A 26,825-nucleotide genomic window follows, 5' to 3' on the forward strand; every position below is an offset into this window, starting at 1 on the left:
CCTACTTTTTTCCCAGAGCCTCTTTCAGAATCAAGTTGTCCAAGGACAGATTTGCAATAAGCTTCTTCATTCGGGCATTTTCTAGTTCAAGCTCCTTGAGGCGTTTGGCCTCGGTCGTGCTCATAGAGCCGTACTTCTTTTGCCACTTATAGAACGTTGCATCTGACACCTTGTGCTGGCGGCAAAGATCTTCCACTGACTTCCCCGCATTTCTCTGACCCAAGATTTCAATAATCTGCTCTTCTGTGAACTTACTCTTTTTCATCGAAAAACCTTCTTCTGCCCGTTTTTTGGGCGTTTATATCAGGCTTTTACGAACTTTCAAGTGGCTTGGTTTATTGGGGGAAGGTCAACATTACCAGGCCAATTGAGTTTCTTCAGCTCGTCCACTGAAGATTCAAGTAAAATTGAATCTTGACCTTGCTCTAAATTGGCCATTTTTAAAAAATGGTGAGCTAAAATAGGAATATCTTCTGGGCGTTCACGGAGTGGTTTTATATGTATAGGAAGAACGTTTAGTCTAAAATACAAATCTTCACGAAACAGATTTTTTTCGATTAAATTTTCAAGTGGAGCATTCGTAGCTGCCACAAGCCTAAAATCAACTTTTTTTGTTTCATTAGAGCCAACTGGCATAATTGTTTTTTCTTGTAGAACTCGAAGTAAACTAGCCTGTAAGTGTTTTGGTAGCTCGCCAATTTCATCAAGAAATAGCGTGCCACCATTGGCGGCTTCAAAGTATCCAATTCTGTCTTTTGCAGCTCCTGTAAAAGATCCTTTTTCGTGGCCAAAGAGCTCACTCTCGAACACCCCCGATGAAATGCTGGCTAAGTTTACTGGTATGAAGGGCTTATTCGCCCTTGATGAGGCGTTATGAATAGCTCTAGCGACTTTTTCTTTTCCAGTACCCATTTCACCACGGATTAACACAGTGTCATTTGCAGGGCCGAATTTTAAGATTAATCGTGCTACTTCAGCCATGGATTCAGAAACGCCAACCATGCCAACAGATTCGATTAATTTTTGATTCTCACTTTGACTTGAAATTGAAACAGGCTTTGTGCGTTTTTCAACCTCACGACAAGCACGGTGCAAGATGCTTAATAGTTTTGCTTCACCAATATCTTTTTCAATAAAAAACACAGCACCTGACTCCAAAGAATCATTGTGGGCATTTACTGAATCATCTCCAGAAAGTCCTAGCACTGTGAGATTTGAATTGTATTCTTTTAGCTTTTTAATTGTGTCAGGTCCTTTTAGGTCAGGCATGTGGTAATCAATCAGAGCTAGTGAAAATGGAATCAATTTCTGCCGAACTACTGCGACCGCTTCGTCGCCGCTTGACACAGCTTTAACATAAAAGCCTTCTTCTTCTAAAAATGAGCTCATTGATTTTCTAAAAGCAAAGTCGTCATCGACTAAAAGGATATTGTGCTTCATTCCGGCGACCCCTCCGCAAATTCACATGAAACCACTGTTACAAATATGGTGCCCAAACTTTTTACAGACAATTAAGCATTAGACTTAATGTATTAGATTTGACTTTTGGCAGAGCCAAAAATTGGGAAGAATTAATGAATTAAATTCATGGTCAAAATGCACCAGTGATTATTGAAAGCAATAAATACCTGAAAGACAAAGGAAAGTGATCAATTCGGGGGTGGCGGAAGGCCGCCAGGGTCGTTTTAGGAACTCACACCTAAGTCCAGTTTTTTTTCAGTTTATGGGTGCGAATAAACAATGTGAAGGTCTAGTGATTCGTCTAAAAATTGGACACAACAAGGGCTTCTAAAATTTCTTTAGTTTTATTAGCTACCTGCCGATAAGAATCATATATGCAAGAGTGTATTAAAATGAAAATTTTTTTGAAAAAGGCGACCTTGATTGCAATGACAGTCATGAGCGTAATTTCATTGAGTGGTTGCCTTAGCGGAGGAGATTCTGGTGGCTCATCGTCTCCGGCGTCATCAACTCCCACTCCAAGCACGCCAACTACAAAGGATTTTGGGTTCTCTGGGGTTAGTTCTGTAACGGCCCTAGGATCTACGTCATTAAGAATTCAGTGGAGTTTGGCAACAGATACGTCTGTAACCGGGTATAGAGTGTACGAAATGGGAACAGACGGAACACTTACAGCAATTGCAAACGTCTCTTCTTCGACTACAAGCTACAATCATTCATCTTTGACGGCTGGAACATTTCACAATTATGTGGTGCGAGCATTCGATGCGACTGCAAACGATGGAAATTCAAATTTCAAAGGGAACTATACCTTTTCTGGGGCTACGTCTGTGAATATTACAGGAACCACGACTGCAACAGTTAATTTCGCAGCGGCTGGAAGTTTTGCGGACTCTGTCAATGTTTATGGAACATCCAGAGGTGTAACGACATTGCTAGGAACTGCATCGAATTCAGCGACGTCATTTTCTGCAACTGGTTTAAAGTCAGGATCAACCTACACATTTAGTACGAAGGTGGTTGCCGCTGGAATAGAGTATGACAATTCAGTAACACAATCTGCACAGACGACATCACAAACATCGACCAAATATAAAGGTGTGCTTTTAGTGCAAGCTTATGGTGATGCTCCGGGTGCGCCAACAGGTACGCCGCAATCTAGAAAAACAGTGATCACTTGGAATGCTTTCACGGGTGCGACAGGTAGCACAAAGTATTCATTGGTCAGAACTGGGTTAGGAAATACGTTAGATTCTACGACGACAACAGCATGCACAAGTGGTATGACAACAAGCTGTCAGGTGTGTTCACCAACAGGAACTGGCGCGCAAACATGTACGGATAGCAATGTGGCTTTAAGTCCGCAGGCTTACGATTACGCAGTGGTTTTGGTTCCAACAACAAATTGGCCTGAAGAAATGCCAGCGAGCGATTCTGCGTATAGAATTACTGTTCATATTCCGCCAACGAATATGGTTTTGGTGCATCGTGATTCAGTCAATTATGAAATGTGCCAGCTGATGGGCATATCAAGTACCGACCCTTTAAACCACCAGCGTTGTATCTACACTGGCCTTGGGGCTGTGCCTTATTCTTCAGGTATTGGCACATCGCCGCTAAATTTGAACTCCGGATTTTACGATTTTGGTTATAATCTATTTGTTGATAGATGGGTGGCCGCCTGTAATTGGACCCGAAGCCAAGCCTCTGGCGGCACCGGAATGTGTGGCGCGGGAAATACAGCTGGTAATTGCTTCGGAACGGCAACACCTGATGCAACTATTGGCGTTCAAGGAAACGTATACTACGACACCGATGGGGGTACTTGCTACTATCGTCAATCGGGAAGCTGGGTAGATTTGAACAATTCAGGCTTAAGCTCCGCGGAAAGAGCCTTGGCTTACACAATAGACCCAGTATCAAATGGTGGTTACAAGCCGCCGATGGTGAATATCAATCAAACAAATTCCATGTCGACATGTCAGGCGACTGTAGACGTGAATTACGGGGCTAAACGGCTACTGCGTCAAAGAGAATATCGAGCAATGGCTGCATGGCGAAGCCTTACGGGTGAGCCCAATATGCTAGGTGTTGCTGACCCACTAACAGATACCCAGATTTCAAGTTACGAGAGCACTAGCGGAGCGACAACTCACACGACCCTAAACTATTGTAATGCAAACACTCACTCAGGGATAACTGCGACGACTTTTACAGGGACAGAATTAGCCAGAGTTGCCGCTGGTGGACCTGCTTCATTCAATATTGGTAGTGTAGGAACAAAAAACTGTGTCTCTCGATTTGGCGCTCAAGATCACGTAGGAAACGTTTGGCAATGGGTTAGCGATCAAATGACTTGCAGTACCGTCAGCCATACGTGTTCAGGAACTAGTTCAGCATTGGATAGTTCAAATGGATATTCTTCTGGATTTGATATGAACAACTTTCTTTTCAATGGAGTTCAAGGGCCGGGTGCAACGACTGGTGGCCAGGTTGCAGCGAATTATACGTCAGATTGGACAATTTCTAATGGCGTCGTTGGCGGTACAGGTCAAGGACAAGGGTTTGGCGCCGGTTATTTTAATTTTCCTTTAGGTTTGCCGATGTTCGGCAACGACAGCGGCAATGCCAAGCAAATTTCTACTATGACGGCAAAGTTTCATAGTGACCGATTTTATCTTTATACCGATAACGGAAATTCTTCGCGCGGTCTGTTTGCCGGGGGCTCTTGGAATCTTGGTGGCCTTGTCGGTCGTTGGACGTCGAATTGGACTTATTCGCCCACTAGTGCGTACGCCTATATCGGCTTCCGCTGTGCCTTGCCTGCCGAGTGACGTGATTTTTGACGGCAAACTTGCCGCTGTAGCGGCAAGAAGTGGCCGAAGGACACTGGTTTGACGGCAAGAATCGCGATTCCCCTATCCATTATCAAAAATTTTTAATTCGAGTTAGGACTCTAAATAAAAAATCAAATGATTCAGAGTAGTCAAATACATCGCGAAGCGATCGGTAAATTTTTTAGCAGGCTTTTTTGCTTAAACAAAAAGCAAAACCATCAAAATGAAGTAGATTGATTGATATTTTAGGATTCTAGAAGTAGAAACAGGCGATTAAGTAAATAACTTGATATTTGTTTTAAACAAAGTCGTCAACTCTAACAGTTATGGAAAAAAATGTGGGTGTCAATTCAACAAGTAGCAAAAATGTATGCAAAACCCGAACGAACCCTCAGGCACTACGCCGCCCAAGGAAAAATCATTGTTAGAAAGAAAAATCGTAATTGGGAATGCAGTTTGGCATCCGTCGAAAGGTTAGGATGGAATCAGGTTAAAACGATACTCTCAAGTCCAATTGCAGCCGATGCTTCTGGAAATGAAATAAATACGGCAGATAAAAATTCAGTCATTCCGAATCAATTAGAGGAACCAGGCCGTAGTCTGAAGAATGAGGCAACCAGGGAAGCTAAGAGATTTGTTCTATCAAATCTTGGCGTATATCAAGAGCTACTAGAAATGACGAAAAACTTAAAAAAAGAATTGAATGAAAGCCTTGATGGCCAAGTCCTCTTTGAAAGTGCATTTAAAAGTATTCAGTATATTGGTTACGGCTTTTATAGTTTTGATAAAGCCAGCAAGGTACAGTATTTTTGTCAGGCAAGAAATCAATTAATAAACTTATTGGTTCATATCGAAGTTATTTCTGAAAACACTAAGAATCTGGAAATAAAAAAACAACTTGAAGATCACATTTTACCTGGGCTGGGTGGGCTCATCCGGCGATCTGAAAAAAATATTGTAGGGAAAAACAATGGCCAAAACTCAAGGTCCACAAATATTACAAAAAATTGAATCACTGTATATTGAAATTCTTCCGATTCTAAAAAAGTACCCAAAAACTGAAAAATACACTCTAGCGGAAAAAACCGAAAACTTTTATCTTGATGCCATCGAGGAAATTTATTGGTCCACATACAATAGAACCGATCGCGTTGCGCATTTGTCGAACGCCAGAATTAAATTTCAAATGGTTTGTTTTCAATTTAGAATCGCTAGAAGAATGGGTTTTGTTTCAGAGGGGCTCTACGAAAAAATCTCTTTAGAGATAATTGAAGTTGGCAAAATGATTTCGGGGTGGATTAAAAATGTCGATAAAGGCGAACACCGTGCCGAAAACCTATAGTAATTTATTTGATGAAATTTCAGATTTCAAAAAATTGCGACGTTGTTTTTATAAAGCCTCAAAAAGCAAATTTTATCGTCATTCAATAGTTCACTTTAATCACAATCTTGAAGAAAATATTCTTAGCATTTCGCAAGAACTTAGGGATGAGACTTATCAATTTGGGAAGTACCGCTGTTTTTATGTTCATGAACCGAAGAAACGTTTGATCGAGTCGGCTTGCTTTCGAGATCGTGTCGTTCATCATTCAATACATCAAACCCTTGAGCCAATTTTTGACAATCAATTTTATTACTATAGCTACGCCTGCCGAACTGGCCGAGGTCATCACCGTGCGGCTTTGTTGATGAAAAAATGGGTTACCTTGAATCCAGATAAAGTCTTTCTCAAATGCGATATTAAAAAGTTTTTTCCAAGCATTGATCGCGAGATTCTGATGAATATTTTATCAAAAACAATTGCTGACGAAAAACTTCTTCAGTGCCTGCGTAAGTTGATTTTTAATGCACCTAATACAGGAATTCCAATTGGAAATTTAACAAGCCAATTGTTTGCAAATATTTATCTAAATGAGCTGGATCAATTCATAAAACGACGACTTCGGATAAAAAAATATATTCGATACATGGATGACTTTGTTTTGATCGCCGATTCATTCGTTGAAGCTAAAACTTTAAGGACTCAGATAGAGAATTTTTTGCGGGAGAAATTGAACTTAGTTCTAAGTCCACAAAAAGTTCAGATTTCTATTTGCCGTGAAGGAATATCTTTTTTGGGCTTCATTATCAAGTCTAATGAGATGCGCCTTCGTGGAGATTTTTTTAGGCGCATGAACAAGAAACTACAAAAGGCTCGATATCGGGCTTTGTTGGTAAAAGAAAGTGAAAAATATAATTCTCATCGGGGAATAATTCACCCTTACCTGATGACTTTAAATTCCTACCTTGGACATATTAAATATTGTTCTAACAACAAGTACTTGAAAAAAGTTATTTTGAATGTAGATTTAGGTTTATTAAAGGACTCAGAGATCTGTTAATAGGCTGCTGTTGGGGGATTTATCTTCGCGCGGTCTGATTGCCGGGGGCAATTGGAATAATGGTGGCAATGTCGGTCGTTGGACGTCGAATTGGAATAATTCGCCCACTAATACGAACAACAATATCGGCTTCCGCTGTGCCTTGCCTGCCGAGTGAGTGATTCAAAAGTGAATCGGATTCACTTTGCCAGAGCCAAGAATAGAAAAGCTATTTTTGGGCGTGCAATTTAGAAATCACAAGATCCTGAGTTCCTGGTCAGGTTGTTTTAATAGATCTGACGAAGGTGTCTTGATAAAGGCGTGGGCTTTTTTAAACCCCACGCCTTTTTTTGAAATGTTGAATGGAAATTGATTGAACAACGGATCGATAGCCTATCGCTTTTAATTTTATTGCATAAATATACTTCAGATAAAATCGCAGCTATATGCAAAATGGAAGAGCTCACACGTTACAAGGTGTAAATGCTGGTATAAATATGCAAAAGGCACTAACATTAACAAATATGCCAAAATTTAAGACGATTAAGAAAAAAGTGAATAAAGACATCCTGCCAGCAAGCTATAAAAAGCTGTTGGAGAATATAAAAACACAAGCTCGTGCAGCTCAGTCTCGCGCTGTTGAAAAAGTTAATCAAGAGATGGTGTCGTTCTATTGGTCTGTTGGTAAAGCAGTTCATCAAAAACTCGATAAAGAAAAATGGGGAAATGCGGTCATTGAAACGCTCTCCAAGGACCTTCAAAAAGAATTTAAAGGCTCATTAGGATTTTCGAAATCAAACATCTATTCAATGGTAAGCTTTTATCGAACAACGCTTGAAAACCCAATTTTCCAGTCACTGACTGGAAAATTGAGCTGGACACATATTGCATTACTTTTAGGTCAAATTGAGGATAAAGATAAACTCAATTTTTATGCTCAAAAAACAGTTGAGCATAATTGGTCTGTGCGAATTTTAAAGTACCAAATCGAATTAAAGGCATTTGAAAGAACAGCAAAAACGCAGACAAATTTTAAAAAAGCTCTTCCGCGAAAAAACGAAAAACATCTTTCTAGTGCAGTAAAAGATGAATACATTTTCGATTTTTTAGGACTTGAAGACGAATTTTCTGAACGTGACCTTGAACAAGCACTTCTAAAAAAGATAAATGAGTTTCTTGTTGAAATGGGTGGCGTGTTCACTTACGTCGGCAATCAGTTTCGTTTAACTGTTGATGGTGATGATTTTTTTATTGATGTTCTTTTATTTCACAGAAAACTTCGTTGTTTGGTTGCTATTGAATTAAAAATTGGCGAATTCAAACCTGAATATGCTGGTAAGATGCAGTTCTATTTATCAGCTTTAAATGAACAGGTGAAACGGCCAGAAGAAAATCCATCAATCGGGATTATTCTATGCAAATCAAAGAAGCGTACCATCGTTGAATACGCTCTTAAAACTGCACAGCAGCCAATGGCCGTTGCGACCTATAGAGTAACCACAGAATTACCAAAAAATCTTAAAAATGAGCTTCCCAGTCCCGAACAAATGGAGTCTCTTTTTGAGATTAAAGAGGTAATTTTCCAGTCATCGACTGGAAAATTACAGAATCCGAAAGAATCAGGAAAACGCGCGGCAAAAGTAACTAGGAAAAAGGCGAAATGACTTTGGATATACTGAAAACCTCTACAAATATGAAATTAAGGATGAATTTCAACCGGTGTTTCGGTTAAAATCGCTTCCGAAAGAGCATCTTCAGAGAATTTTCTGATTTTAAAGTTAGATTTGAATTGAGAAGTTTGAGTCTCGAACATCCACTCAAAGTACCCCTCCTGCAACTGAGAACTTTTGAGAATGATAAGCCCCGGGTCATTTTGCTTTAGATTGACGTCAACAATGGTCTGATTTTCATTGAAATAAATTTTCATTCTACAGGTGTCTGGACATCGAGCCATAGATCCAACGACGATGTCCTTAGGGTTTTTAACAAGAAAAAGAGTGCCATCGACTGGTGTCGGTAAATCAAAGTCAGTGCTGTCTTCCTTGCTCGATCCAGGGTTCAGTTTTTCTTTTGTCGCCTCAACATTTTTAGATTGATCTGGTGTCTCAGTTTCCGCCTCAGTATTATCGGGGGTTGAATTTTTGACTTTATTTGATTTTTCGGTCTCACCTTGCGTTAAATTTGTGTTTTGCGTGTAAGCAGTTATTTGAATTCCACTACTCAGTTCATTTTTAATAAAATAGGTGCCTTTTTGAAGAATGACTTTTTCAATGGTGGCTCCTTTTTTAATTAATATTGTTTGTTCGCCCGTCACTTCAGCTTTGACAACTCCTTGACTAAGCCTGATCAAAGGTAGCCCATCCACTTTTCTGATTCTTAGATAGGAGTTTGGCTCCACAAATAACTTTGCATTTTCGTTCAATTTTATGCCCAGAGTGGCTTCGTCTTTCGTGAAGATCGAATCCCCCACGTAGACTATTTGCTTTTCAATGGTTGGCAACCAGAGCGAATCAATAGTCGTTCGTTTTGACGATGGACCTGATTTAGTATCGATAAGGGCCATTGGCTGCAAACCAGTTTTGAGTTCGTTAATAAAAATAAGAAAGACACTTTCATTACTAAGACTATAGAGACTGAACAACAAGGCTGCGCCAAAAAAATACAATACAAACTTCTCTAAGATCCGACCAAAGGCAAGACTTAAGTTGTGTAGTTTAAAAAAACTGACTTTATTTGGCATAACTTCTATTATTATCTGGTGAGTTTAAGAATCAAGTTTTTAACATTATTAGTAGGAATTCCATCCCTTTGCCTCGGGCTTTTTTTGTATTTTGCAATTTCGACTTTTGTAAATGATAAAAAAATTTCTTTGCTTGAAAATCAAGTCAATCTTTTGAACTCGGCTAATTTATTCTTTTTAAATGCCGACGGCGCTGAAAATCTAAAAGAGTCTGTCGAGAAATTAAAAAAACAAGAAGGTTTTGAATCTTTCGTCGTTGTAACGACAACTGGAAAAATATGGCCAGATCAAAATGGAGATTTGTCATCAATATTTGGAACTGACGCTTATCAAAAGCTCTTGGGGCAAACTAGCAGTGAAGGTAGCTTTGAAGTCAAAGATAAGCAGAATAAGGGTGTTTTATTTACTTTTTTAAGAGTCAATCTAAAAGGGATAGACCCACTAATTTTTGTGATGACCTCGCCCGTTTCGCTGGCTGACCGGGCCTCACTGTTGTTCTTACTTAAGGCGCTTTCTGCTTTTATCGCGCTTATATGTGTTGCGGTGTTGTCATCCATAGTGTTTTCAAATCGACTGACTAAAAACATTAAGCTTCTTTCAGTGGCGATGGTTGATTTTGGTCAAGGTAACTTTCAAAGCCAATTGCCTGACGATTCAAGTGACGATGAGGTCGCAACAATGGTGCGACAGTTTCAGGCCATGAGAAAACAAATTCAAAGTTTGATCTTTGAAAAAGAGGAAAAAACAAAGATTGAAACTGAAATGAATTTAGCTGGAAATCTTCAAAAAAGTTTTTTTCCAGAACCATATTTTAAATCGTCTGCTGTAGAGTTTTCGGGATTTTTTCAGCCAGCAAATCACGCCGGTGGTGACTGGTGGTACTACTTTTTATCAGAAGGAAAATTTGTTTTTCTTATCGGTGATGTCACAGGCCATGGGTTGAATTCAGCGATGCTGACAGGGGTAGCAAGATCTGCAATGAGTTTGATCTCATCTGCTTTTGTGTCTCCTATGGATGTTTTGCAAAAGCTGAACAAAGTTATTTATGATACCGCACAAGGCAAGCTCATGATGACTTGTGTGGTAGGATCACTTGATATTTCTTCTGGCGAACTTACGTTAGCCAATGCCAGCCATGAAGTTCCGTTTGTGATTCCAGCAACTGATAAGACCTTGAGTAAAAAAGATTATACTTTTTTGATCTCAGATCCCGGACCAAGGCTTGGCCAAAGGCTAGATGCGACCTATAAAGAAATTAGTTTTAAAATAGAAGAAAAAAGCGCCTTGGTCTTCTATTCGGACGGCCTAGTAGATACCCAAAACCCGCAAGGCGAACCTTTTAGCGAACGATCCCTTTACAAGCTGATAGGGAAGGACCACAAATCGCAAAACTCGTCACAAGAGATTTTGGAGAAAATGCGTCGATTCATTTTAGACTACAAATCTACCGCAGAACTAGTCGATGACTTGTCCTTTTTTGTGGTCAAATATAATCGATCTGAAGTCTCTGTGGAAAATCCAGATAAAAAAATATGAATAAGGAGATCAAGTGAGAGTTCAAAGAAACAATTTAAAAGTACATGCGATCGGTCTATTTCTTTTTTTAACTCATTTGACGTCGTGTTCTAGTAAGCTGATCGTGCAAAGCGATCCAAGTGATGTCGAAGTATTTGCTTCAGTGCAGAACTCTAGTCAAAAAAAGCCAATAGGTAAGACACCATTAGAAATCAAATATTCTGATCTCTACGAAAAAGCAGGAGTTACACCTTCTAACGGGGAATTTCTTTACATCAGTCTGGAGGGAAAGGATTATGATGTCGAGAAGGTGTTGTTGCCACCTACGCCGTATGGTCTGACGTCAAGTCATGTTTTTGTAAAACTGACTCCACTTAAAGACGTCAGTCAGGCCAAAGAGATTCTTCAAAAACTGCATATCGCACAAAAATTTGCTCAAGCAGCACAATTTGAAAGGGCTCTTGTTGAAATTGATAAAGTTTTAGAGGTTGATCCAAACTTTATTCGAGCCCTTTCTTTAAAGGGGTCTGTATACTATTTGCAGAAAAATTTTGATGAGGCCCTAAAGTGGTTTGAAAAAGCTTTGTCACTCGATGGTTCATTTGAAGAGGCCGTTAAAATGATCTCTAAGATCAAAGAGGAAAAAAAGAAATGAAATTCACTGGAATACGTTTCATTTCTATAGTGTTCGCAGTTTTGAACTTAACTTGCACGTGCTATGCGGGACAAACTAGAACTTTTTTCAATATCGGCTTGGGCGATGCGGTCGTCAAATCAGCTAGCGCCACAAAAGCAACAAGAAAAGAATCTCCGGGAGCCTTTTCGGTCAATATTGATTTTCCTTTATCGGCTCAGTATTATATTTTTGCCGAACATTTTAGAAGTCTTGGCACGAGTGGATCTTCAGTTGGATTTACCGGTGCTGGTTTGAAGTTCTATCCATGGCTGAGCCCTCAACAAACTAAAAAAGTAGTGGGCAAAGACAAATCTGAGATATCTCATCGTGGATTTTTATATTACGGTGGTGGCGGCGTAGGTTTTTCACAGGCTTCTGTACTGAGCAATTCAACCCAAGAGGATGCATTAGCCGCTGGTCTTTATGTTTCTTTAAAAGCTGGCGCAGAATATCCTTTTAGCGACTTTTGGGGTGTGGTGAGCGAATGGAATTATGGCACAGCATTGGCGGGGTCGGGAAAAATTGAAGCCGTAAATTTGCTATTTGGAACTTATTTCACATTTTGATTTAAATTTTGTTATTATTTTGTTGTAGCTCGTACAAGCTTTAAAACAATTCGACGATTTTGACTTTGGTTTTCAGCAATAGCTTGGTTATTATCGTCTCGGTTTGGTAGTACTGGCAAAGTGTCCGCAAACCCGATTGCTCTTAAATGTTTTTTTTCAAATCCGTTTTCTTCAAACAGCCTCAAAACAGCCGATGCTCGATGACTTGAAAGCTCCCAGTTGCTTGGAAATTTATCGCTATTTATCGGATTGTCATCGGTGTGACCTTCGACGACGACATTAAATTTAGAGTTTTGCCGTTTCACAATAGGGATAACTTGCTTGAGCATTTCAATGGCTTCGGGTTTTAATTCAGCAGATCCCGATTCAAAAAAGACCGAACCTCGAAAAGTAATAGTCAATCCTTTTTCTAGCTCATCAAATACGGCTTTATCGTTCAAACCACTAAGAGCGACTTTGTCTTTAAGCTCAGTCTTCATTTGCTGAAATGGTTTTTGGTATTCGCCACCGAAAAGAGTCGTGGTTTCTTTTTTTACTTTCTCAAAAGCTTCAATATCAATTTTTGAAAAACTCATAAGCAGCACGAAAAAGCCAAATAACAGAGTCATCATGTCGGAATAGGATAAAAGCCACAGACTTTCTCCGTCCTCAGATTTTTGTGTGGTTAGTTCTCTTAATAGCATTTCCTCTTGAATATAGTTTTCTTCATTCAAGTTAGATTCAATATGGGGATACTTTTTTTGAGAGCTTTGACTGGATTGATAACTATTAAATTTAGGTGCTCCCACTTTGTCTACTCTCCCTAATTTACGATGCTTTTGGTGTATTTAGCATACTTCTCTCGGAAGACAGCAAATAACTTTTTAAATGTTCTTCGACAACTACGGGATGTTCTCGGCTTCTTAGCAGTTTGACAGCGTCAATGACGATATTTCGCATCAGGTGGTCTTCTTTGTTCAGTTTAGATAAGTATTCACCCATTGGAACAAAAATAAAATTGGCAATAGCGATCCCGTACATTGTCGCAACCATAGCAACGGCCATCGCTGGACCAATTTGTTTAAAGGAATCAGGTGATCCAAGCCCGCCCATGAGTGCGATCATACCAGCCACGGCACCCAAGAGTCCAAAAGCCGGTGGAAAACGTGCCACTGTTTTAAAGACGTGGGCCTCTTCTTCATACCTAATGAAATGAACCTCAGATCGTTTTTTCAAGACCTGATCAATTTTAGCATCAGAAATACCGCCATCGACTTGAAGTTGAATAGCTTCTTTGAGAAAGTGAATTTTAATTTTGTCTACGTTTTCTGCAAGGTAGTTGTCATTGGACTGAATTCCTCGGGAAAGGTCGATCACTTCTTCAATGACTTTTAGGTGAGGAGCGCTGCCTTGTCCTAGAATTTTGGCAAAGAAAACCTTCCATAGCTTAACTAATTGTTTTATCGGAAAGCTCACTAAGGTTGCAGCAAGGGTCCCGCCAACAACAATGATAAAAGCATGAAAGTTTAAATAAATTTTCCAGTTACTCGTTGACGATAGAATTCCACCGACAAAAACTGTAGTTGCAATCAATAGTCCCAGTATCGAAGAAATATTCATAGTTTACCTCACGCAGCCTTAGTTGGTGCCGCCGGGGCATCTTTAAAAATCAACTCTAGGTTGATAATTCCATCATTTGCGTATTTAAAAAGTTTTATCCTAAGCGTACCTAGTCCGTTGTTCAGCTCTTCGCTGGTTAAAGTTCTATTCAAAGAGTCCTTAAGAATTGTTTGAGTTCGATTTGGAATCACTGAATTTATAACTTCGGTGGCTTCGGGAATAGCTTTCACCAGGGCTAGTATGTCATTAGGCTGAACTCCCGTTAAGAAATGTTTCAATTTCTCTTCTGGCCACTGGGAAAGAAAGGCAAGACTAGGGTAACTTCTTTTTATGAAATGTCCTTGATCAGACAAGGTTGGAAGAATTTGTTGAATGAGCTGAATCTCTTCCAGAGGAGAGAGGCACATCAGCATATTGGGAATCATGGACTGAATTTCAACCAAACCATCGTCGACTGATTCTTCTTTTTTAATTAAGAACTTTAGCGATTGATCCGCCATTTCTATTTCTTGAGGTTTCATTTTTGGAATAGCGAACGCCTCGACGATCATGTTCTTTTTTTCTTCAAAACTTAGCCCAGAAATCACTTCTTCCATTTTTTCCTGAGGAAGATGTAAAATCGTAAGGGATTGCACTTTTTTATCTTGTTTGCTTAGCACTTTTTGAATTTTTGAAGCTGGCAATTGAGCCATACTTGCAAATGGGAGGCTCGTAAGCTTATCACCAAGAGTCTTAACTGACAGAAGGTCCCAATACGTTTTTTCAACTAAAGCGGTTTTTTCTTGTAAAGAATAACCCGAAAACGCTGTAAAAATTGAAGGAAGTTCTTTGTCGCTTTTAATTCTTTCCGGCAAATTCCAACTTGCACCGCTCAAAGGAATATTGGATGAGTTATTGCCGTAGTGGGTAAGTACACAGTCAACAAGTGAAGCTACTTTTTTTCTTCCTTCAGTGCCTTCTTCAAACCATCTGTCTAAAACTTGATCTGCAATTCCGGGACTCGACAAAGCGATCAAGGCGACCTTTTTTTGATGTTCTCTAAAGGAATCAAAAAGTAGGTTAGCATTGAGCTGGATCTCTTGTTTTTCAGATTTTTTAGCTTCGATGGCACCTTTTCCCGTGGTGTTTTGAAGTCGAAGCTGAGAATCCTTCATTTCTTGAATTCTTAGGGATAGGTTGACTTGTTCTTTCATATCTCGTGATGGCAAAAACTTAAAAAGTAATAACGCAATTAGCAAAATTAGAGAAAAAACACCAAGACCAATTGCGTTTTGATAGTTTCCAAATTTTTCTTCAAATGTTAAGACTCTTGGTCGTTCAGGCGACGCCGATTCCGTGGTTTCTTCTTTAGGCATTGGGGCTAAGTCTGCGACTTTGATAGAACCGATGTTGCCAAAATCACCTTTTACGGTCGACGACAGCCATGGCTTAAAAGTAGCTTTATACTCTTCACCGAGTTTAGGACTGAGCCCAACAATGATTTCGATTTTTTTAATTTCTACACGCTCTAAAAAAGATTTTGAAATTTTAGCAAAGTCTGGTGATTCAGTTAACGTTGAATCCCCGACGGCTATAGATTCGATAATTCCTAAGTTTATATCAGGTAAATCAGTTTTGGGATTTGAGGGTTCTTTAGTTGGGGATTTTAAATCTGAATTATCTTCTTTAATTTTGATAGTAGCCTGAACTGCTACGTTGAAAAGTTCTGTTGGAATTCTGGTCGCTATTCGCTCGCGATATCTTTTAGCGATAGAATCTTCTAACCGAGATTTTACTTCAATAAGCTCAGGGCGAGATGATTGCTCTGCCGCACTTGCAAAATGGCAAAACAAACTTGCTAAAAATGTTAGAAATAAGAAATTGGCTTTCACTACGTTTTGATCGGAGCTTTTTGGTCATGCCTAAACTAGACCTGTTCAGAAACTGGACTTATGATTAGGTTAAAAAGTCTAGTGTTTGTGGGCGTATGCTAGATGTTTTAATTATTTTGCTCGGAAAGCAGCACAACTTAGTAGGTGAAACTGATTTGAAAGTCCACACTCGGCTTCAATCTAGGTCTTCCACCAAAGCTTCTACCTCGTGAGTCCAATAGTAAGTGCTTCCGTTGTCCAAAGTGAAAATATTGCCTTCAGATTCTTCTAAAGACTCGTATTCGGACTGAGCACATCTCCAAGAAATTGGATCTTGATCTTTCATTACGGTTATCGCATCGAAAGTCATCCAGCCCACGGTGACAGTTTCACTTTCAAATGTTGAGCGAACAGACTCTTCAAAAGCATCGGATAAATTTACTGCGGACAATTCTGTTTGCAATATTTTTTCAACGATCCAGTCTAAGCCATACTCGCAGCCATTTTCAGTGACTCGCATAAGGTCATCACTATGGCATTTATTGCAAACACCAGTTGGACATTCTTGATAGCAGGTGTAGCAAAATGGTTTTGATCGAATAAGGGCTAATTTTCCAAGTTTTGATTTTAATTCTGTATTCATAAAATTTCTCCTGTTTTATTTGTGAGCCGCTCTTGTTTGAACGACCTCTACACCTACGGCTGAGAGGTCCGAGGAGTCAGGCGAAAGCAAAGTGCAGTCAAACTCTTAAGATCCGACCAAGCAAAGCGGCATGAGGTGTGACAATTTTGAAAAAATTGGCGCGTCCTCAATGCGAAGGATCTGGCCCGAAGAATTTTACGGAACGTGCGCCAAATTTAAAACAAACAGGAGATTTGAATACGAAATCAATCGGCTTGAATTTTTACTCTTAAGTACAGACCTACTTTGATTTCATTCTTGCAGGAGAAGGCTCATGCCTGAAGAATCTCGGACTACCCCAGGTTGATGAGCGTGAATTATAAATCGCTTTCGCTTGGGCTTTCCAGACCCATTTTTGAAAGTGATCTAAGTTCCCAGTTGCTGCGCATAGCAACACAACCGCCACAACCCACGCCATTAATTTATCTAAGTTCATACTTACCTCCACTTTTTAGAATTACCGATTTGTTTTCAAATCGATTGATAATTTTGACGATTGAATTTCGATTCCATTTTTGTGCGCTTCTTGGGCTTATCTTTTTCGCATTTAGTTGGTCTGCAATGCGATTTGGGTTAATGCCACTTTTCCATAGCTCATAAATCAGTTGGAGATTCACAAACTCTCTCGGATCGGGAATAGCTTGGCCTTGAAAGAAGCAGAAACCAAAATAGGGTGCAGCATTTGTCTTGGCTGAATCTCGTATGGCGGATGAAAAAGGTGCAGGAACGCTAGATCTGATTCTAACGCCAGCCTTTACCAACAGTGATCTAATGTGTCCAATCCCACGTAGTTTGACCGGTTTCAAGGGGGGCAAATCCCACGTAAGTGGACCGGCTTTGGGGGAAGTAAATCCCACCTAATTTGACCGGGCAATTGCTTACGTTTTCAGCACATTTTCTCCATCTGATCCCATGCGCTAAGCTGCTGGTTTAACAACCAGACTACAGCAAGGAATACGCATGCGGAAACTCAGAAAAAAGGACTTGGAGAAAATCACAGTGGACCGAAAAATCGTCGAAGGCCTTCGCGAAGGACACTCACTCACCGCACTGACTAAATCAACTGGTAAAGGCAAAGGTTACGTCATAAAAATCCGCGACCAGGCGATAGAGCATGGCTATGTAGCCGTCGCAAACCCAGAGAAGAAAATCTACTGCAAAACCTCAAAAGAAATCCCACCTTACCCAGAGGCGCTGTTTCCGCTGCGCGATGGTCGCAGCGAGAAGGCCATTGAAACGGATGCCATCTTAGATCCCAAGCGCGAATGGATCAAGGAGCGCATTGAACTTGGCTGGAGTCCGCAAAGTATTTTTGAAGAGCTTCCGCTCTCTGTCCCGCGATCTAACTTCTACCGCTACATTCACCGCCACAAACTTATGCGATCCGCACCTGCGCGCAATGTGATGGAGCTTGTTCACTCACCGGGGGAATGTCTGCAGGTGGACTGGGGAAAGCTCTTTGACGTCGTCGATCCTGTCACAAAAAAGAAAAAAACAATTTGGATTTTCGTTGGCGTTCTTGGGCATTCTCGTTACGAGATGGCCCGAGTTGTAGAGAAACTCGACTTTGAAACAACTGCCGAAGTTTTAATAAGCATGTTTGAGGAACTTGGCGGAGTCCCTCGTAAAGTGACTTCTGATAATCCCAAAGTCTTTGTTCATGAGGCATCAAAGCACGAGCCGACGTTGAACCCGGCCTTTGAAAGACTGGCCTCGCACTACGGGTTCGTTGTCGAGGCATTGCCGCCTTATTCTCCAGAGAAAAAAGGCAAAGTGGAGCGAATGGTTCCAATGAAGCGTCGCCTTTTTGAATCCTACGATAAGTCCCAATATTCACTGAGCGGCGCACAGTCACACATGAATAAAAAGATGAGTATCGCCAATGAGAGAAAGCACGGGACTCACCTACAAAAACCTTTGGATGTGTTTCTTAACGATGAAGCCTCGTTGTTAAAGCCTCTTCCTTTATTACGCTACGAAGTGGAAACCATCACTCGCTCAACAGTGAGGTCTGATGGTTATGTTCGCTTTGCAAACAAGTACTACCGAGTAGACACAAGACTCAAAGGCGAAATAGCTTTGGTGATTGGTAATTCAGTTCAAGTAAGTATCTACTGCAACGGTCGACTGTTAGAAGTTTACGAGCGCATCCAAGATAAATTCACAAGTAAAGCCTGTAAAGATCATTACAAGGAGTCTTGGGAGAAGACTCTTCAAGATCATGGTCACTATCTGAAGCAAGCAAAAATTATCGGCGTCAATGTTGAGCGCTTTGTAGGAATTATTTTGGCTCGAGGCGAAGGTTTTGTTGATACACGCAGCGTATGGGGTCTTCTGACGCTGAACAAGAAGTACAGCAATGCCGACATCGACAAGGCCTGCCTTTCAGCGCTGGAGTTATCACAGGTAAATTTAAAAACAGTTCATCAACTATTGAATATTATGGCAAAGCCAAAACCCAAAGCTCCTCGTCATGAGGAGGTTTTATCCGCGCAGACGGTGGGAGGTAAGTTTGCGCGCGACATGAGTGAGTATAAAAACCATTTACGTCTGGTTCATAGCAACCAGGCCCACTGAAAGGAAAGACAGTTATGACAATAGATGTGATACGCGATCAGTTAAAGCAGTTACGAATGCCCGCGGCATCCGCAGAGATCGAGGGTTTAGTTCAAAAAGGAAAACGCAGCCAGGATCTTAAGTGGCTCAGTGAGCTTCTATCCACGGAATTAGATGCAAGGGCAGATAACGCCGTAGAAAAAAGGATTAAGAAAGCGGAGTTCCCAGAGCGAAGAAGCTTTGAGCAGTTCAATTGGGATTTCAATAAAAAACTCCCGCGCGAAAAAATCGAGGATCTGAAAGATTTAAAGTTTATCGAGAACAACGAAATTGCATTGTTTTTGGGAAGTCCCGGCACGGGCAAGAGTCATCTTGCGATTGCTCTTGGGATGAGCGCTGCGCAGGCTGGTCACAGTGTTTTTTGTACGAGTGTAAAAAGACTTGGGACAAAGATCCGTAAAGCGCGCGAGAACAATAAGCTCGATGTTTTATTCAAACAAATTCTAACATCAAAGCTATGGATCTTGGATGACTGGGGCGTCGTAACAATGCCACGAGACGTGAGTGAGGAGATCTTCGATTTATTTGATCGACGCAAGCACAATTCGGCTATGATCTTAACCAGCAACCGCGACGTTGAAGAATGGCCACAAGTTTTTACCGATCCGATCCTGGCAAGTGCTGCCATCGACAGGATGTTCGAGAATGCCCATATTTGCATTTTTGAAGGCCCCAGTCACCGCATGAAGGGACGAATAACTTTCAACGATATTGACAGCGAGTAGAAAGACCAATAAACCCTCAAAAATCAGGTGGTCAAAGTATCTGAAACGAACCCGGTCAAACTAAGTGAAACGGAACAATCTAATGGTCGTTTTTGGTTTTCCCGTTTGTTTTGCTATATCTGATAAAGATAGGCCATTCGTGTAAAGATCGACTAAATTTTCAAAAACTCGTTGCCTCTCGGCGCCAGAAAACGTAGTCTTTCTATGAACTTGTGAAAGTTCAGGTAAGTAGTGATTCCCGCTACCATCATCAACCGCCTTCTGGGCGGTTTTTGCGTTTTTAGGTCACAAAAGAAAATCAAAAATAATAACAAACACTTATGAGGCAGAGGTCTCTCGGGTCGGTTTTATCGATATCACAGTAAATCACACAAAATAACGGCAGTTGGTGACATTTTGTAGTTGGTGGAAACTACAGACTTTCAATCAACTACGCCATGCCATTTTTAAACAAAAAGGCATATATTTTCGTTTAAATTTGATATATTTTTATATAAAATGCGGTTTTTTCACAAAAAATAGACTATTTTCAATAATAGAGGCCAATTATGCGCTATTTGCCAGAGATTATCAAAATTATAGAGAGCGGGATCAACTCCGACCCAGTGAAGCTTAGATCATACGTAAATCTCTTGGTCGAAAAGTTAAGCACAGAGGGTGACGATGGGGCGGCTAAGAAAATGTTAACTGCATTGAACTCCGCCGGAGGCATGAAATTACATGCTGCTTTGCTTGATAAGGAAGCCAAGATTCCCTCTGACTCTGAGTCAAAGTTGGCCCTAGGAGACAAAGAAAGATTTTCTCCGGGAGCTGTAAACGTATTTCTCAGTGAAGAGATTGAAGCCGCTGTTGAGGAGTTCATCTTATTCTGTGAATCGAAGGACAAATTTTTTTCAAAGGACATGACCTTTTCGCCGTCTCTTTTGCTCTATGGTCCCCCAGGCTGTGGCAAGACTGAGGTGGCAAAGTATATTTCGTCTCAGTTAAATCTGCCTTTAATTACAGTGCGAATTGACTCGCTAATATCTTCCTATCTTGGGAGTACTTCAAAAAATTTAAGATCCATATTCGAATACGCAAACTCCAACCCATGCATACTATTTTTGGATGAATTTGATGCTGTCGCAAAAATTAGAGACGATAAATTTGAAATGGGTGAGCTCAAGAGAGTTGTAGTTAGTTTACTTCAAAATATTGATAGGCTTAGTTCCGATGTTGTTTTTGTGGCAGCAACTAACCATGCACACCTTCTGGATACTGCGATTTGGAGAAGATTTGAATATAAGTTGGAGATTGATAAGCCAAACCAAGCATCTCGGGAGAAGATGATTAGATCATTTTCTCAGAATTTGTTATCAGATGAAGAAATTGGATTACTAGCAAATGGGTGCAGTGATCTTACCGGGGCCGAGATTAAGCAAGTGCTTGAGAAGTCTCTAAGAAGATCCATTGTGAAGGGTGATAATGTAAGTCTTTATGATACAGCGCTATTTGTGCTGGCTGATCTATTGCTTTCTAAGTCTGGAAACTCTAGGACCAAAGAAGAGAAAATTGTTGCTCTTAGGGAAATAAATTCAAAATTATTTACATACGAAAGATTATCAGAACACTATGGGGTATCTGTAGGAACAATATCGAAACTACTGCACAGGAATAAGTGATGCCAAGTAATCCGCTTATTAAGTTTAAGACTTCTCCGAGTGACTATTATACTCCGAACAGGGAGCCTGGCGGAGGGCGAAAGTTTTTTGAAGAAAACTATTCGAGAGAACTTATCAGTCGATTGGTCAGCTCCATTGAAAATGTAATTGAAAGTTACACTGACCAATTTGAAGAGTTTCCTGACGTACCTGGCGTTTTTAGAGTGTCGCTGATTGATGAAGCTGTGGCAAAATCGCACCGTCCAGATGGACTATTTATAAATTCAGAATGTGAAGTAATAGGGGTAAATTCGTTAGGCGAACTATTGGTAGCAGCCTCGCCCTTTGCTTTGGAGCTATTGGCTAATGAAATACAAAGCTCAACAACAAAAGTAGGCAAGGCGAATATTTCGACTCTAAAAGCAATTGCACCCATAGGTTTACCTGAAAAGTTAAATTTTAAAGAGAACAGTCAGACTGGAAATGCAAAACTGAGGCTATTTAATTATAGAAATGCAACTGACAACCGGAATGCCAATGATTCAGTTTTAGTACTATTTGCAAATCTTGGAATCTCTAGTTATGAAAGAATTGAATATCATCCAGGTTTGTTTACTTATTGCTTAAGAAATGTCGACCTGCCGAGTCTGAAGAGAATTGGCGGTTTTTTGGCGGCTCAGTCTATTCGAGAATTTCCGTCTTATAAACCTATCAGAAGCTCTAATATCATTACAGGCGATGTGGGTGGAAGTGACATTCAGCCTCCTCATGAGGGAATTGAATACCCATTGGTTGCAGTTTTTGATTCGGGAATTGATCCGAACAATACGGCACTTAGGCCATGGGTTACCAGACAGATAAATTATATTCCCAGAGGTGATAGGACTCATAATTTTGATCATGGAACTTTTGTTAGTGGCTTAGTAACTTCCTCGAGAAGTCTTAATAATGGAGATCCAAGGTTTCCGAGTTGTGGAAGCAAAATTCTTGATATTGCTGGATTGCATGCGCAGGGTATAAGTGAGTTGGATTTGATCACAAGATTGGAGGATGCTATTCAGCAGAATCCAGATGTAAAGGTTTGGAATCTATCTCTGGGATCAGATTCATGTAGGGCCGATCATCAATTTTCAGAACTTGCGGTGTTTCTAGATCGGCTCCAGCAGCAACACGATATAAATATTGTAATCTCGGCGGGTAATTTCACCACACTCCCATTGAGAGGTTGGCCGAATGATGTTTTGGATAATTCTGATTTAATATCCACTCCTGGAGAATCGGCTTTGGCGATCACAGTTGGCTCTTTGGCGCATACTGAAGTGCATAACTCAAGAGTAAGGCGGGAGGAACCATCGCCTTTTAGTAGAAGAGGGCCGGGCACTGGATTTATTTCTAAGCCAGAGGTTGTTCATTATGGTGGAAATTGTGATGCCAATGGATCGGTTCAGCAGGTTGGTGTAATATCGACAATTCAAAATGACAAGAAGGCAGAAAATTTGGGAACTAGCTTTTCAACTCCAATTGTCTCAAGTATTTTGTCGAATATAAGGCATCGACTTGGGCAATGGGATAATCGAATTGTTGCGAAAGCTCTGTTAATACACTCTGCTATTCTAAATGGGCCTGTACCCAATGGAATAGAATCTAGATATAAGGGATTTGGCGTTCCTTTAGATGTTGATGACGTTCTTAAGACTGAGAACTTTAGAGCAACAGTCATTTATGAGTTTTCGTTAGTTGAAAACATGCACTTTGTAAAAGAGTTGAGTATTCCTGCTTGTTTGACTACGGCTGATGGGAAAACAAAGGGCAAATTCTCTCTTACGGTTGTGTATGATCCGCCGTTAGATCCAAATTTTGGTGCAGAATATTGCAGATGTAATATTGAAGTTTCTTTAGGGTCGGCATCAACAACAGATTTCGGCAACATTAGTGTGCGTAGTGTGGTCCCTCCGGCCCCTAAGAATGTCCGTGCGCTTTACGAGAGAAGCCAAGTTGAAAATGGCTTTAAATGGAGTCCTGTAAAAGTTTATCAAAAGCAGTTTCCGGAGGGAGTGAATGTAAATCGGTGGGCTTTGCGGGCCTCACTAACAAGCAGAAAACAATATACCACTACATCAGCGGTCAGATGTGTCGCAGTTCTGACTATTGAGGATCCAGATAAGATCCTGCCGGTATATAGAGACTTTGTTTCATCCACACAGGCTGCCAATATTGAATTTGAACGGATGCAAGAGATAAATCGAACCAGAATACGTTGATCTGATAAGTATGGCTGCTGTAGAGTGTTAGCTGATTTCTCTGTGAATCAGCTAAATTTCTCGTCAGAACCTACCTTAGTAGATAATTGTTTTTGTATTCTCCCTTGTGCCAAGGACTTTGCCGACGCCCAAAGCCTTGGCGATATTTCTAATTTAAGAAATGAAGTCTCAATATTTTAAATATTTTTCGTTATCCGATGTAAATGTTGATTTCTCTCTTCTAAATAGCCTAATCAACTGGCTCAGCTACGAAAACTAGGTTTACGCATTAGTCATGTAAATTGTCTTGATAAAGTCGATGAGACCAGATGCAAATTGGCTCAATTTGTGAACCCTGCGTAATACGCGCTATTGACGAAGAGCCCGAGCATGTGCCAATGGCGTGGGCGGAGCTTTTCCCGCAGCGACTAAATGCAGAGCCATCGACAAATAACTTCGCGGATCAAGGTCATTCTTTTTACAAGATTCAATTACAGTGAAAAGTGTGGCGGCGGTATCTGCGCCAGCGTGATTTCCAGATCCGTAATAATTCTTTCTTCCGACTACAGCATGACGGATCGTACGTTCGGCCTCATTGTTTGAAAGAGGAATACGGTTATCATTTAAGAACAACATAAATCCGGCCCACCTTTCTGTGAGATACTCTATAGCCTTTCTTTTCTGACTGCCAGGGCGTGAATTTGAGTACTCTCCTATGAGATTTTTATGAAGACCCTCGGTAATCAACTGACTTTTCTCTTTTCGTAGCCGCAAAAGGTCTTCAAAAGAGGAAGCCTCTCTTTCAATTTCAAATAATCGATCAATATCATCTAAGATTGGTTTTACTGTTGGATCGTGGTCTTCAATTTTTATAAATTCTCTGCGTGCATGTGCCCAACAGAATGCTTGGGGAATTTCTAATTTCGCTAGTATGTTGTATCCAACATAACCATCAGTAACGACAGGTCCACTGTATCCACTCAAAAAATCCTTAACAACTTGTCCTGATCTGGTGGGCTTAAAACAATAATGACTACCGTAACGATTGCTTACCACCCACATGTAGCCATCTTTTTCAGTCTTATCTTGGATTTTCCAAGGGGTTTCATCCAGGTGTAAGGCAAGATCGCTTGATTTCAATTCTTTGAGAATTTCAGCTTGTACAGGTTCAAGACTAGCAGCTGCAAGTCCAGACAATCTTGAGAGAGTACTATTTTGGATCCCTTTTAAACCCAGCGATTCCATTTCTCGGGTCTGTCTTTCTAAGGGCATGTGGCTGATATATTTATCAGCCACAACACTGATAACAAAGTCAGTTGAATAGTTCATTCCTGGCAATAGGCCCGAAGGGCCATTGGCAGTGATAATAACTTCTTTATCTGAGTCTGGAATGAACTTTGGATCCAGTTTATATTTATACTTCTTGTGGATTTCTTTGACATAGGATCTTTCAATGATTTGTATTTGAAAAGATTCATCATAAAGACCCGTATTTTTCCACATTGATGGATGTGGATTGTCGATACCACGAAGTTTTGCTTCTTCATTAAGTTCGTCATCTGAAAGATGGTGCGCAACTTCGCAGCTAGGTAAACCTGACCATTTATTTTTCTTTTGCTCTTCACGTGACACTTCAGCAGGGAACGCCGCTTGGCTGAATAACATAGCCTCGGTTTGGCTTTTGTCACGAGGACGATCTGTGGCTTCAGCTCGTTTTTCAGTGGATTTACCAAAAATACTTCTACGGAGCAGCTTTATACGCTCATCTAGGTTGAATTTAGACTGCAGGCTAAGCGCTTGCTCCTCTTGAAGTTTGGCAACTAATAGTTTTTGCTGTGCAATGAACTCGAGAGCTTGCGACAGAAGTGCCTGCAATATGCGGGGATCTTTTTCGCTTTCAATAATTTTTCGAGTTCTTTCATCCATCAGCCGGGAGTTTGTAAAAACCCTTGCGGAAGATCAACAGCTTCCCTTTGCGTCACTGGGATTTGTGGCGCTAAAGCTGCCATAGAGCGGTCAACAATAGGTGTTCTGATCACACTTCCGTGGAAAATCAGCTTTAATTCTGACAAACTGACCTCCGATCGCCCCAATAGTTCGGCCAAAGACATAAAGTTCCCTTTTTCCATACGTTTTGAAATCAGTACCAGCCCTGTCCCATCATAGAAAATAGCTTTGATGCGCTTACGGTTTTTCCCGAAGAACAAATACACATGTCCCTGATCCATAATCGCCTGCATTTGATGGACACATAAAGAATGTAATCTTTCAAAACCACACCGCATGTCGATACTTTCGCGATATACAAATGCCCGAAGCCCCTTGCGGTCTAAAAACATGATTTACCTCGCTGAAGTTCAAGGATGGTTTTTACGGCAATAGATTCTGGTATCTCTAAAATATATCCTTCTGGAGTTCTAACCGTCACAGTTAGACCCAGATTAGTTTTTTCTTCTAATGAAGGTCCAACTGTGACAGTTGGACCTGGTTGGACTGTTAATGCATGAAAGTCAGATTTAATATTTTTCTTGGGCTTCAATCGCCACGACATAATAGTTGCATAGGGGATGTCGATTTGTTGGGCTGTTGCTTTAACTGGTACATCCAGGGCAAATAATTCTTGGATTCTGGACTTTATGGATTTCGGCCAAGGTTTTCTGACGGAGCTCACTTCGGAATGATATTGCCGAGTCAGCTCTTGGATTTCTTCTATTAGTTGGTTCGCACGCTGTGTTTTCATGAATCGCAGCATGCTGGATATTGATTTCAGTTCCTAGACGCGTTTTATGCAGTGGTTACGCTTTATTCAAGGTGTGAATGAGTTTGGATTGGCAGTTCATAGAGCAATTTGGTCCAAAACTCGGCCTGATCTTGAGGTCGCAATTAAGGAATTAAGCAAAAGATCGCAGGCTTATAAAGACCAATTTGTGAGCAAAGCACGATTAGATGCCGAAAGTATGGCGTGGTGGCGAGAAGATCAAAAGTGGAAGGAATGGCACAACCCAAACTATGATGAAGATTTGAAAAAGTCACAGGAATGGTCCGAGAAATGTCAGAATCTTTTATTTGATCTTACCGTGGCGCTCAATAGATTTGGTGACACCGTTAGGCATGATCTAAAGCCCGATTTTATGGTTTCTTATGGTCGCTTTGGTGTTTCAGATAGTCTCGGTTATACGAATCAAATGGAGGCCGTTGTATACTTTCCTGACAAATATAGCGATGAACAGTGATGCTCATAATATACTTAAGACAGCTATTCATGAAGTAAAGTTTGACCTTTTTACGGACTTCCTTTTAAGCGCTCACAAAACAAAT

25 protein-coding genes are annotated in these 26,825 nt (G+C 40.6%); 13 read left to right on the forward strand and 12 right to left on the reverse strand.

The features are described from left to right. Position 1: 1 nt before the first annotated feature. Entirely contained in the window at positions 2–265 is a 264-nt protein-coding gene (tnpA, locus tag ACZ5ZV_RS01600) for an IS66 family insertion sequence element accessory protein TnpA (RefSeq protein ID WP_464119616.1), read from the reverse strand. Between the two features lie 56 nt (positions 266–321). Continuing rightward, complete coding sequence (locus tag ACZ5ZV_RS01605) at positions 322–1,440, reverse strand: sigma-54-dependent transcriptional regulator (RefSeq protein ID WP_464119618.1); 1,119 nt, start codon at positions 1,438–1,440, stop codon at positions 322–324. 395 nt (positions 1,441–1,835) lie between these two features. Between ACZ5ZV_RS01605 and ACZ5ZV_RS01610 the strand changes: the two genes are divergently transcribed. The 5 genes from ACZ5ZV_RS01610 (at position 1,836) to ACZ5ZV_RS01630 (ending at position 8,322) form a co-directional block, all read left to right on the forward strand. Then, complete coding sequence (locus tag ACZ5ZV_RS01610; RefSeq protein ID WP_464119620.1) at positions 1,836–4,295, forward strand: fibronectin type III domain-containing protein; 2,460 nt, start codon at positions 1,836–1,838, stop codon at positions 4,293–4,295. A gap of 345 nt (positions 4,296–4,640) precedes the next feature. Next, positions 4,641–5,309 carry a hypothetical protein gene (locus ACZ5ZV_RS01615; protein WP_464119622.1) on the forward strand — a complete coding sequence of 223 codons (669 nt, stop codon included), beginning with the start codon at positions 4,641–4,643 and terminating at the stop codon, positions 5,307–5,309. Then, positions 5,269–5,640, forward strand: coding sequence for a four helix bundle protein (locus ACZ5ZV_RS01620; protein WP_464119623.1), 372 nt, complete (start codon positions 5,269–5,271; stop codon positions 5,638–5,640). Before ACZ5ZV_RS01615 ends, ACZ5ZV_RS01620 begins: the two co-directional genes overlap by 41 nt. Continuing rightward, positions 5,624–6,679 (forward strand): reverse transcriptase domain-containing protein, encoded by a 1,056-nt coding sequence (locus ACZ5ZV_RS01625; protein ID WP_464119625.1) that lies wholly within the window; start codon positions 5,624–5,626, stop codon positions 6,677–6,679. The genes ACZ5ZV_RS01620 and ACZ5ZV_RS01625 overlap by 17 nt, the downstream gene beginning before the upstream one ends. A gap of 425 nt (positions 6,680–7,104) precedes the next feature. Beyond that, positions 7,105–8,322 (forward strand): PDDEXK nuclease domain-containing protein, encoded by a 1,218-nt coding sequence (locus ACZ5ZV_RS01630; RefSeq protein WP_464119626.1) that lies wholly within the window; start codon positions 7,105–7,107, stop codon positions 8,320–8,322. A gap of 35 nt (positions 8,323–8,357) precedes the next feature. On the opposite strand, the gene ACZ5ZV_RS01635 is transcribed toward ACZ5ZV_RS01630, so the two are convergent. Beyond that, entirely contained in the window at positions 8,358–9,398 is a 1,041-nt protein-coding gene (locus tag ACZ5ZV_RS01635) for a hypothetical protein (protein WP_464119627.1), read from the reverse strand. Between the two features lie 18 nt (positions 9,399–9,416). On the opposite strand from ACZ5ZV_RS01635, the gene ACZ5ZV_RS01640 reads away from it, so the two are divergent. The 3 genes from ACZ5ZV_RS01640 to ACZ5ZV_RS01650 are packed head-to-tail and all read left to right on the forward strand — an operon-like array spanning position 9,417 to position 12,155. Continuing rightward, positions 9,417–10,934 (forward strand): PP2C family protein-serine/threonine phosphatase, encoded by a 1,518-nt coding sequence (locus ACZ5ZV_RS01640; RefSeq protein WP_464119629.1) that lies wholly within the window; start codon positions 9,417–9,419, stop codon positions 10,932–10,934. Between the two features lie 13 nt (positions 10,935–10,947). Beyond that, positions 10,948–11,568, forward strand: coding sequence for a tetratricopeptide repeat protein (locus ACZ5ZV_RS01645; RefSeq protein ID WP_464119630.1), 621 nt, complete (start codon positions 10,948–10,950; stop codon positions 11,566–11,568). Continuing rightward, positions 11,565–12,155, forward strand: a complete 591-nt coding sequence (locus tag ACZ5ZV_RS01650; RefSeq protein ID WP_464119632.1) for a hypothetical protein — start codon at positions 11,565–11,567, stop codon at positions 12,153–12,155. The genes ACZ5ZV_RS01645 and ACZ5ZV_RS01650 overlap by 4 nt, the downstream gene beginning before the upstream one ends. A gap of 14 nt (positions 12,156–12,169) precedes the next feature. On the opposite strand, the gene ACZ5ZV_RS01655 is transcribed toward ACZ5ZV_RS01650, so the two are convergent. From ACZ5ZV_RS01655 to ACZ5ZV_RS01680, 6 genes are all read right to left on the reverse strand, one after another. Next, entirely contained in the window at positions 12,170–12,943 is a 774-nt protein-coding gene (locus tag ACZ5ZV_RS01655; RefSeq protein WP_464119634.1) for an OmpA/MotB family protein, read from the reverse strand. A gap of 19 nt (positions 12,944–12,962) precedes the next feature. Further along, positions 12,963–13,754 carry a motility protein A gene (locus ACZ5ZV_RS01660; RefSeq protein WP_464119636.1) on the reverse strand — a complete coding sequence of 264 codons (792 nt, stop codon included), beginning with the start codon at positions 13,752–13,754 and terminating at the stop codon, positions 12,963–12,965. Between the two features lie 8 nt (positions 13,755–13,762). Beyond that, positions 13,763–15,625: a hypothetical protein gene (locus ACZ5ZV_RS01665; protein WP_464119638.1), complete on the reverse strand. Its 1,863-nt coding sequence runs from the start codon at positions 15,623–15,625 to the stop codon at positions 13,763–13,765. 175 nt (positions 15,626–15,800) lie between these two features. After that, a complete protein-coding gene (locus ACZ5ZV_RS01670; protein WP_464119639.1) occupies positions 15,801–16,247 on the reverse strand; it encodes a hypothetical protein in 447 nt (148 codons plus the stop codon). 280 nt (positions 16,248–16,527) lie between these two features. Beyond that, a complete protein-coding gene (locus ACZ5ZV_RS01675) occupies positions 16,528–16,722 on the reverse strand; it encodes a hypothetical protein (RefSeq protein ID WP_464119641.1) in 195 nt (64 codons plus the stop codon). Continuing rightward, complete coding sequence (locus tag ACZ5ZV_RS01680; protein ID WP_464119643.1) at positions 16,709–17,143, reverse strand: recombinase family protein; 435 nt, start codon at positions 17,141–17,143, stop codon at positions 16,709–16,711. The genes ACZ5ZV_RS01675 and ACZ5ZV_RS01680 overlap by 14 nt, the downstream gene beginning before the upstream one ends. Before the next feature lie 103 nt (positions 17,144–17,246). Between ACZ5ZV_RS01680 and istA the strand changes: the two genes are divergently transcribed. The 4 genes from istA to ACZ5ZV_RS01700 all read left to right on the forward strand — a co-directional run bounded on the left by istA (position 17,247) and on the right by ACZ5ZV_RS01700 (position 23,528). After that, complete coding sequence (istA, locus tag ACZ5ZV_RS01685) at positions 17,247–18,863, forward strand: IS21 family transposase (protein WP_464117241.1); 1,617 nt, start codon at positions 17,247–17,249, stop codon at positions 18,861–18,863. Between the two features lie 14 nt (positions 18,864–18,877). Continuing rightward, complete coding sequence (gene istB / locus ACZ5ZV_RS01690) at positions 18,878–19,627, forward strand: IS21-like element helper ATPase IstB (RefSeq protein ID WP_464117240.1); 750 nt, start codon at positions 18,878–18,880, stop codon at positions 19,625–19,627. 548 nt (positions 19,628–20,175) lie between these two features. Next, complete coding sequence (locus ACZ5ZV_RS01695) at positions 20,176–21,288, forward strand: AAA family ATPase (RefSeq protein ID WP_464119644.1); 1,113 nt, start codon at positions 20,176–20,178, stop codon at positions 21,286–21,288. After that, the gene (locus tag ACZ5ZV_RS01700) at positions 21,288–23,528 is read left to right on the forward strand and encodes a S8 family peptidase (RefSeq protein ID WP_464119646.1); all 2,241 of its coding nucleotides are present in this window, start codon (positions 21,288–21,290) and stop codon (positions 23,526–23,528) included. The genes ACZ5ZV_RS01695 and ACZ5ZV_RS01700 overlap by 1 nt, the downstream gene beginning before the upstream one ends. A gap of 348 nt (positions 23,529–23,876) precedes the next feature. On the opposite strand, the gene tnpC is transcribed toward ACZ5ZV_RS01700, so the two are convergent. The 3 genes from tnpC to ACZ5ZV_RS01715 are packed head-to-tail and all read right to left on the reverse strand — an operon-like array spanning position 23,877 to position 26,247. Continuing rightward, entirely contained in the window at positions 23,877–25,433 is a 1,557-nt protein-coding gene (gene tnpC / locus ACZ5ZV_RS01705) for an IS66 family transposase (protein ID WP_464118795.1), read from the reverse strand. Beyond that, positions 25,433–25,846, reverse strand: coding sequence for an IS66 family insertion sequence element accessory protein TnpB (tnpB, locus tag ACZ5ZV_RS01710; RefSeq protein WP_464118794.1), 414 nt, complete (start codon positions 25,844–25,846; stop codon positions 25,433–25,435). The genes tnpC and tnpB overlap by 1 nt, the downstream gene beginning before the upstream one ends. Next, complete coding sequence (locus tag ACZ5ZV_RS01715) at positions 25,837–26,247, reverse strand: hypothetical protein (protein WP_464118793.1); 411 nt, start codon at positions 26,245–26,247, stop codon at positions 25,837–25,839. The genes tnpB and ACZ5ZV_RS01715 overlap by 10 nt, the downstream gene beginning before the upstream one ends. 46 nt (positions 26,248–26,293) lie before the next feature. Here ACZ5ZV_RS01715 and ACZ5ZV_RS01720 point away from each other — a divergent pair, with 46 nt between their 5' ends. Next, positions 26,294–26,740 carry a hypothetical protein gene (locus ACZ5ZV_RS01720; protein WP_464119648.1) on the forward strand — a complete coding sequence of 149 codons (447 nt, stop codon included), beginning with the start codon at positions 26,294–26,296 and terminating at the stop codon, positions 26,738–26,740. Positions 26,741–26,825 lie beyond the last annotated feature (85 nt).

This window comes from Bdellovibrio sp. HAGR004, assembly GCF_055397015.1.

Excerpts from the sequence above, each read along its gene's own strand:
- tnpA (WP_464119616.1), bottom strand. The coding sequence starts at position 265 with ATGAAAAAGAGTAAGTTCACAGAAGAGCAGATTATTGAAATCTTGGGT.
- ACZ5ZV_RS01605 (WP_464119618.1), bottom strand. The coding sequence starts at position 1,440 with ATGAAGCACAATATCCTTTTAGTCGATGACGACTTTGCTTTTAGAAAA.
- ACZ5ZV_RS01610 (WP_464119620.1), top strand. The coding sequence starts at position 1,836 with ATGCAAGAGTGTATTAAAATGAAAATTTTTTTGAAAAAGGCGACCTTG.
- ACZ5ZV_RS01620 (WP_464119623.1), top strand. The coding sequence starts at position 5,269 with ATGGCCAAAACTCAAGGTCCACAAATATTACAAAAAATTGAATCACTG.
- ACZ5ZV_RS01630 (WP_464119626.1), top strand. The coding sequence starts at position 7,105 with ATGCAAAATGGAAGAGCTCACACGTTACAAGGTGTAAATGCTGGTATA.
- ACZ5ZV_RS01635 (WP_464119627.1), bottom strand. The coding sequence starts at position 9,398 with ATGCCAAATAAAGTCAGTTTTTTTAAACTACACAACTTAAGTCTTGCC.
- ACZ5ZV_RS01650 (WP_464119632.1), top strand. The coding sequence starts at position 11,565 with ATGAAATTCACTGGAATACGTTTCATTTCTATAGTGTTCGCAGTTTTG.
- ACZ5ZV_RS01660 (WP_464119636.1), bottom strand. The coding sequence starts at position 13,754 with ATGAATATTTCTTCGATACTGGGACTATTGATTGCAACTACAGTTTTT.
- ACZ5ZV_RS01670 (WP_464119639.1), bottom strand. The coding sequence starts at position 16,247 with ATGAATACAGAATTAAAATCAAAACTTGGAAAATTAGCCCTTATTCGA.
- ACZ5ZV_RS01675 (WP_464119641.1), bottom strand. The coding sequence starts at position 16,722 with ATGAACTTAGATAAATTAATGGCGTGGGTTGTGGCGGTTGTGTTGCTA.
- istA (WP_464117241.1), top strand. The coding sequence starts at position 17,247 with ATGCGGAAACTCAGAAAAAAGGACTTGGAGAAAATCACAGTGGACCGA.
- istB (WP_464117240.1), top strand. The coding sequence starts at position 18,878 with ATGACAATAGATGTGATACGCGATCAGTTAAAGCAGTTACGAATGCCC.
- ACZ5ZV_RS01695 (WP_464119644.1), top strand. The coding sequence starts at position 20,176 with ATGCGCTATTTGCCAGAGATTATCAAAATTATAGAGAGCGGGATCAAC.
- ACZ5ZV_RS01700 (WP_464119646.1), top strand. The coding sequence starts at position 21,288 with ATGCCAAGTAATCCGCTTATTAAGTTTAAGACTTCTCCGAGTGACTAT.
- tnpC (WP_464118795.1), bottom strand. The coding sequence starts at position 25,433 with ATGGATGAAAGAACTCGAAAAATTATTGAAAGCGAAAAAGATCCCCGC.
- tnpB (WP_464118794.1), bottom strand. The coding sequence starts at position 25,846 with ATGTTTTTAGACCGCAAGGGGCTTCGGGCATTTGTATATCGCGAAAGT.
- ACZ5ZV_RS01715 (WP_464118793.1), bottom strand. The coding sequence starts at position 26,247 with ATGAAAACACAGCGTGCGAACCAACTAATAGAAGAAATCCAAGAGCTG.
- ACZ5ZV_RS01720 (WP_464119648.1), top strand. The coding sequence starts at position 26,294 with ATGCAGTGGTTACGCTTTATTCAAGGTGTGAATGAGTTTGGATTGGCA.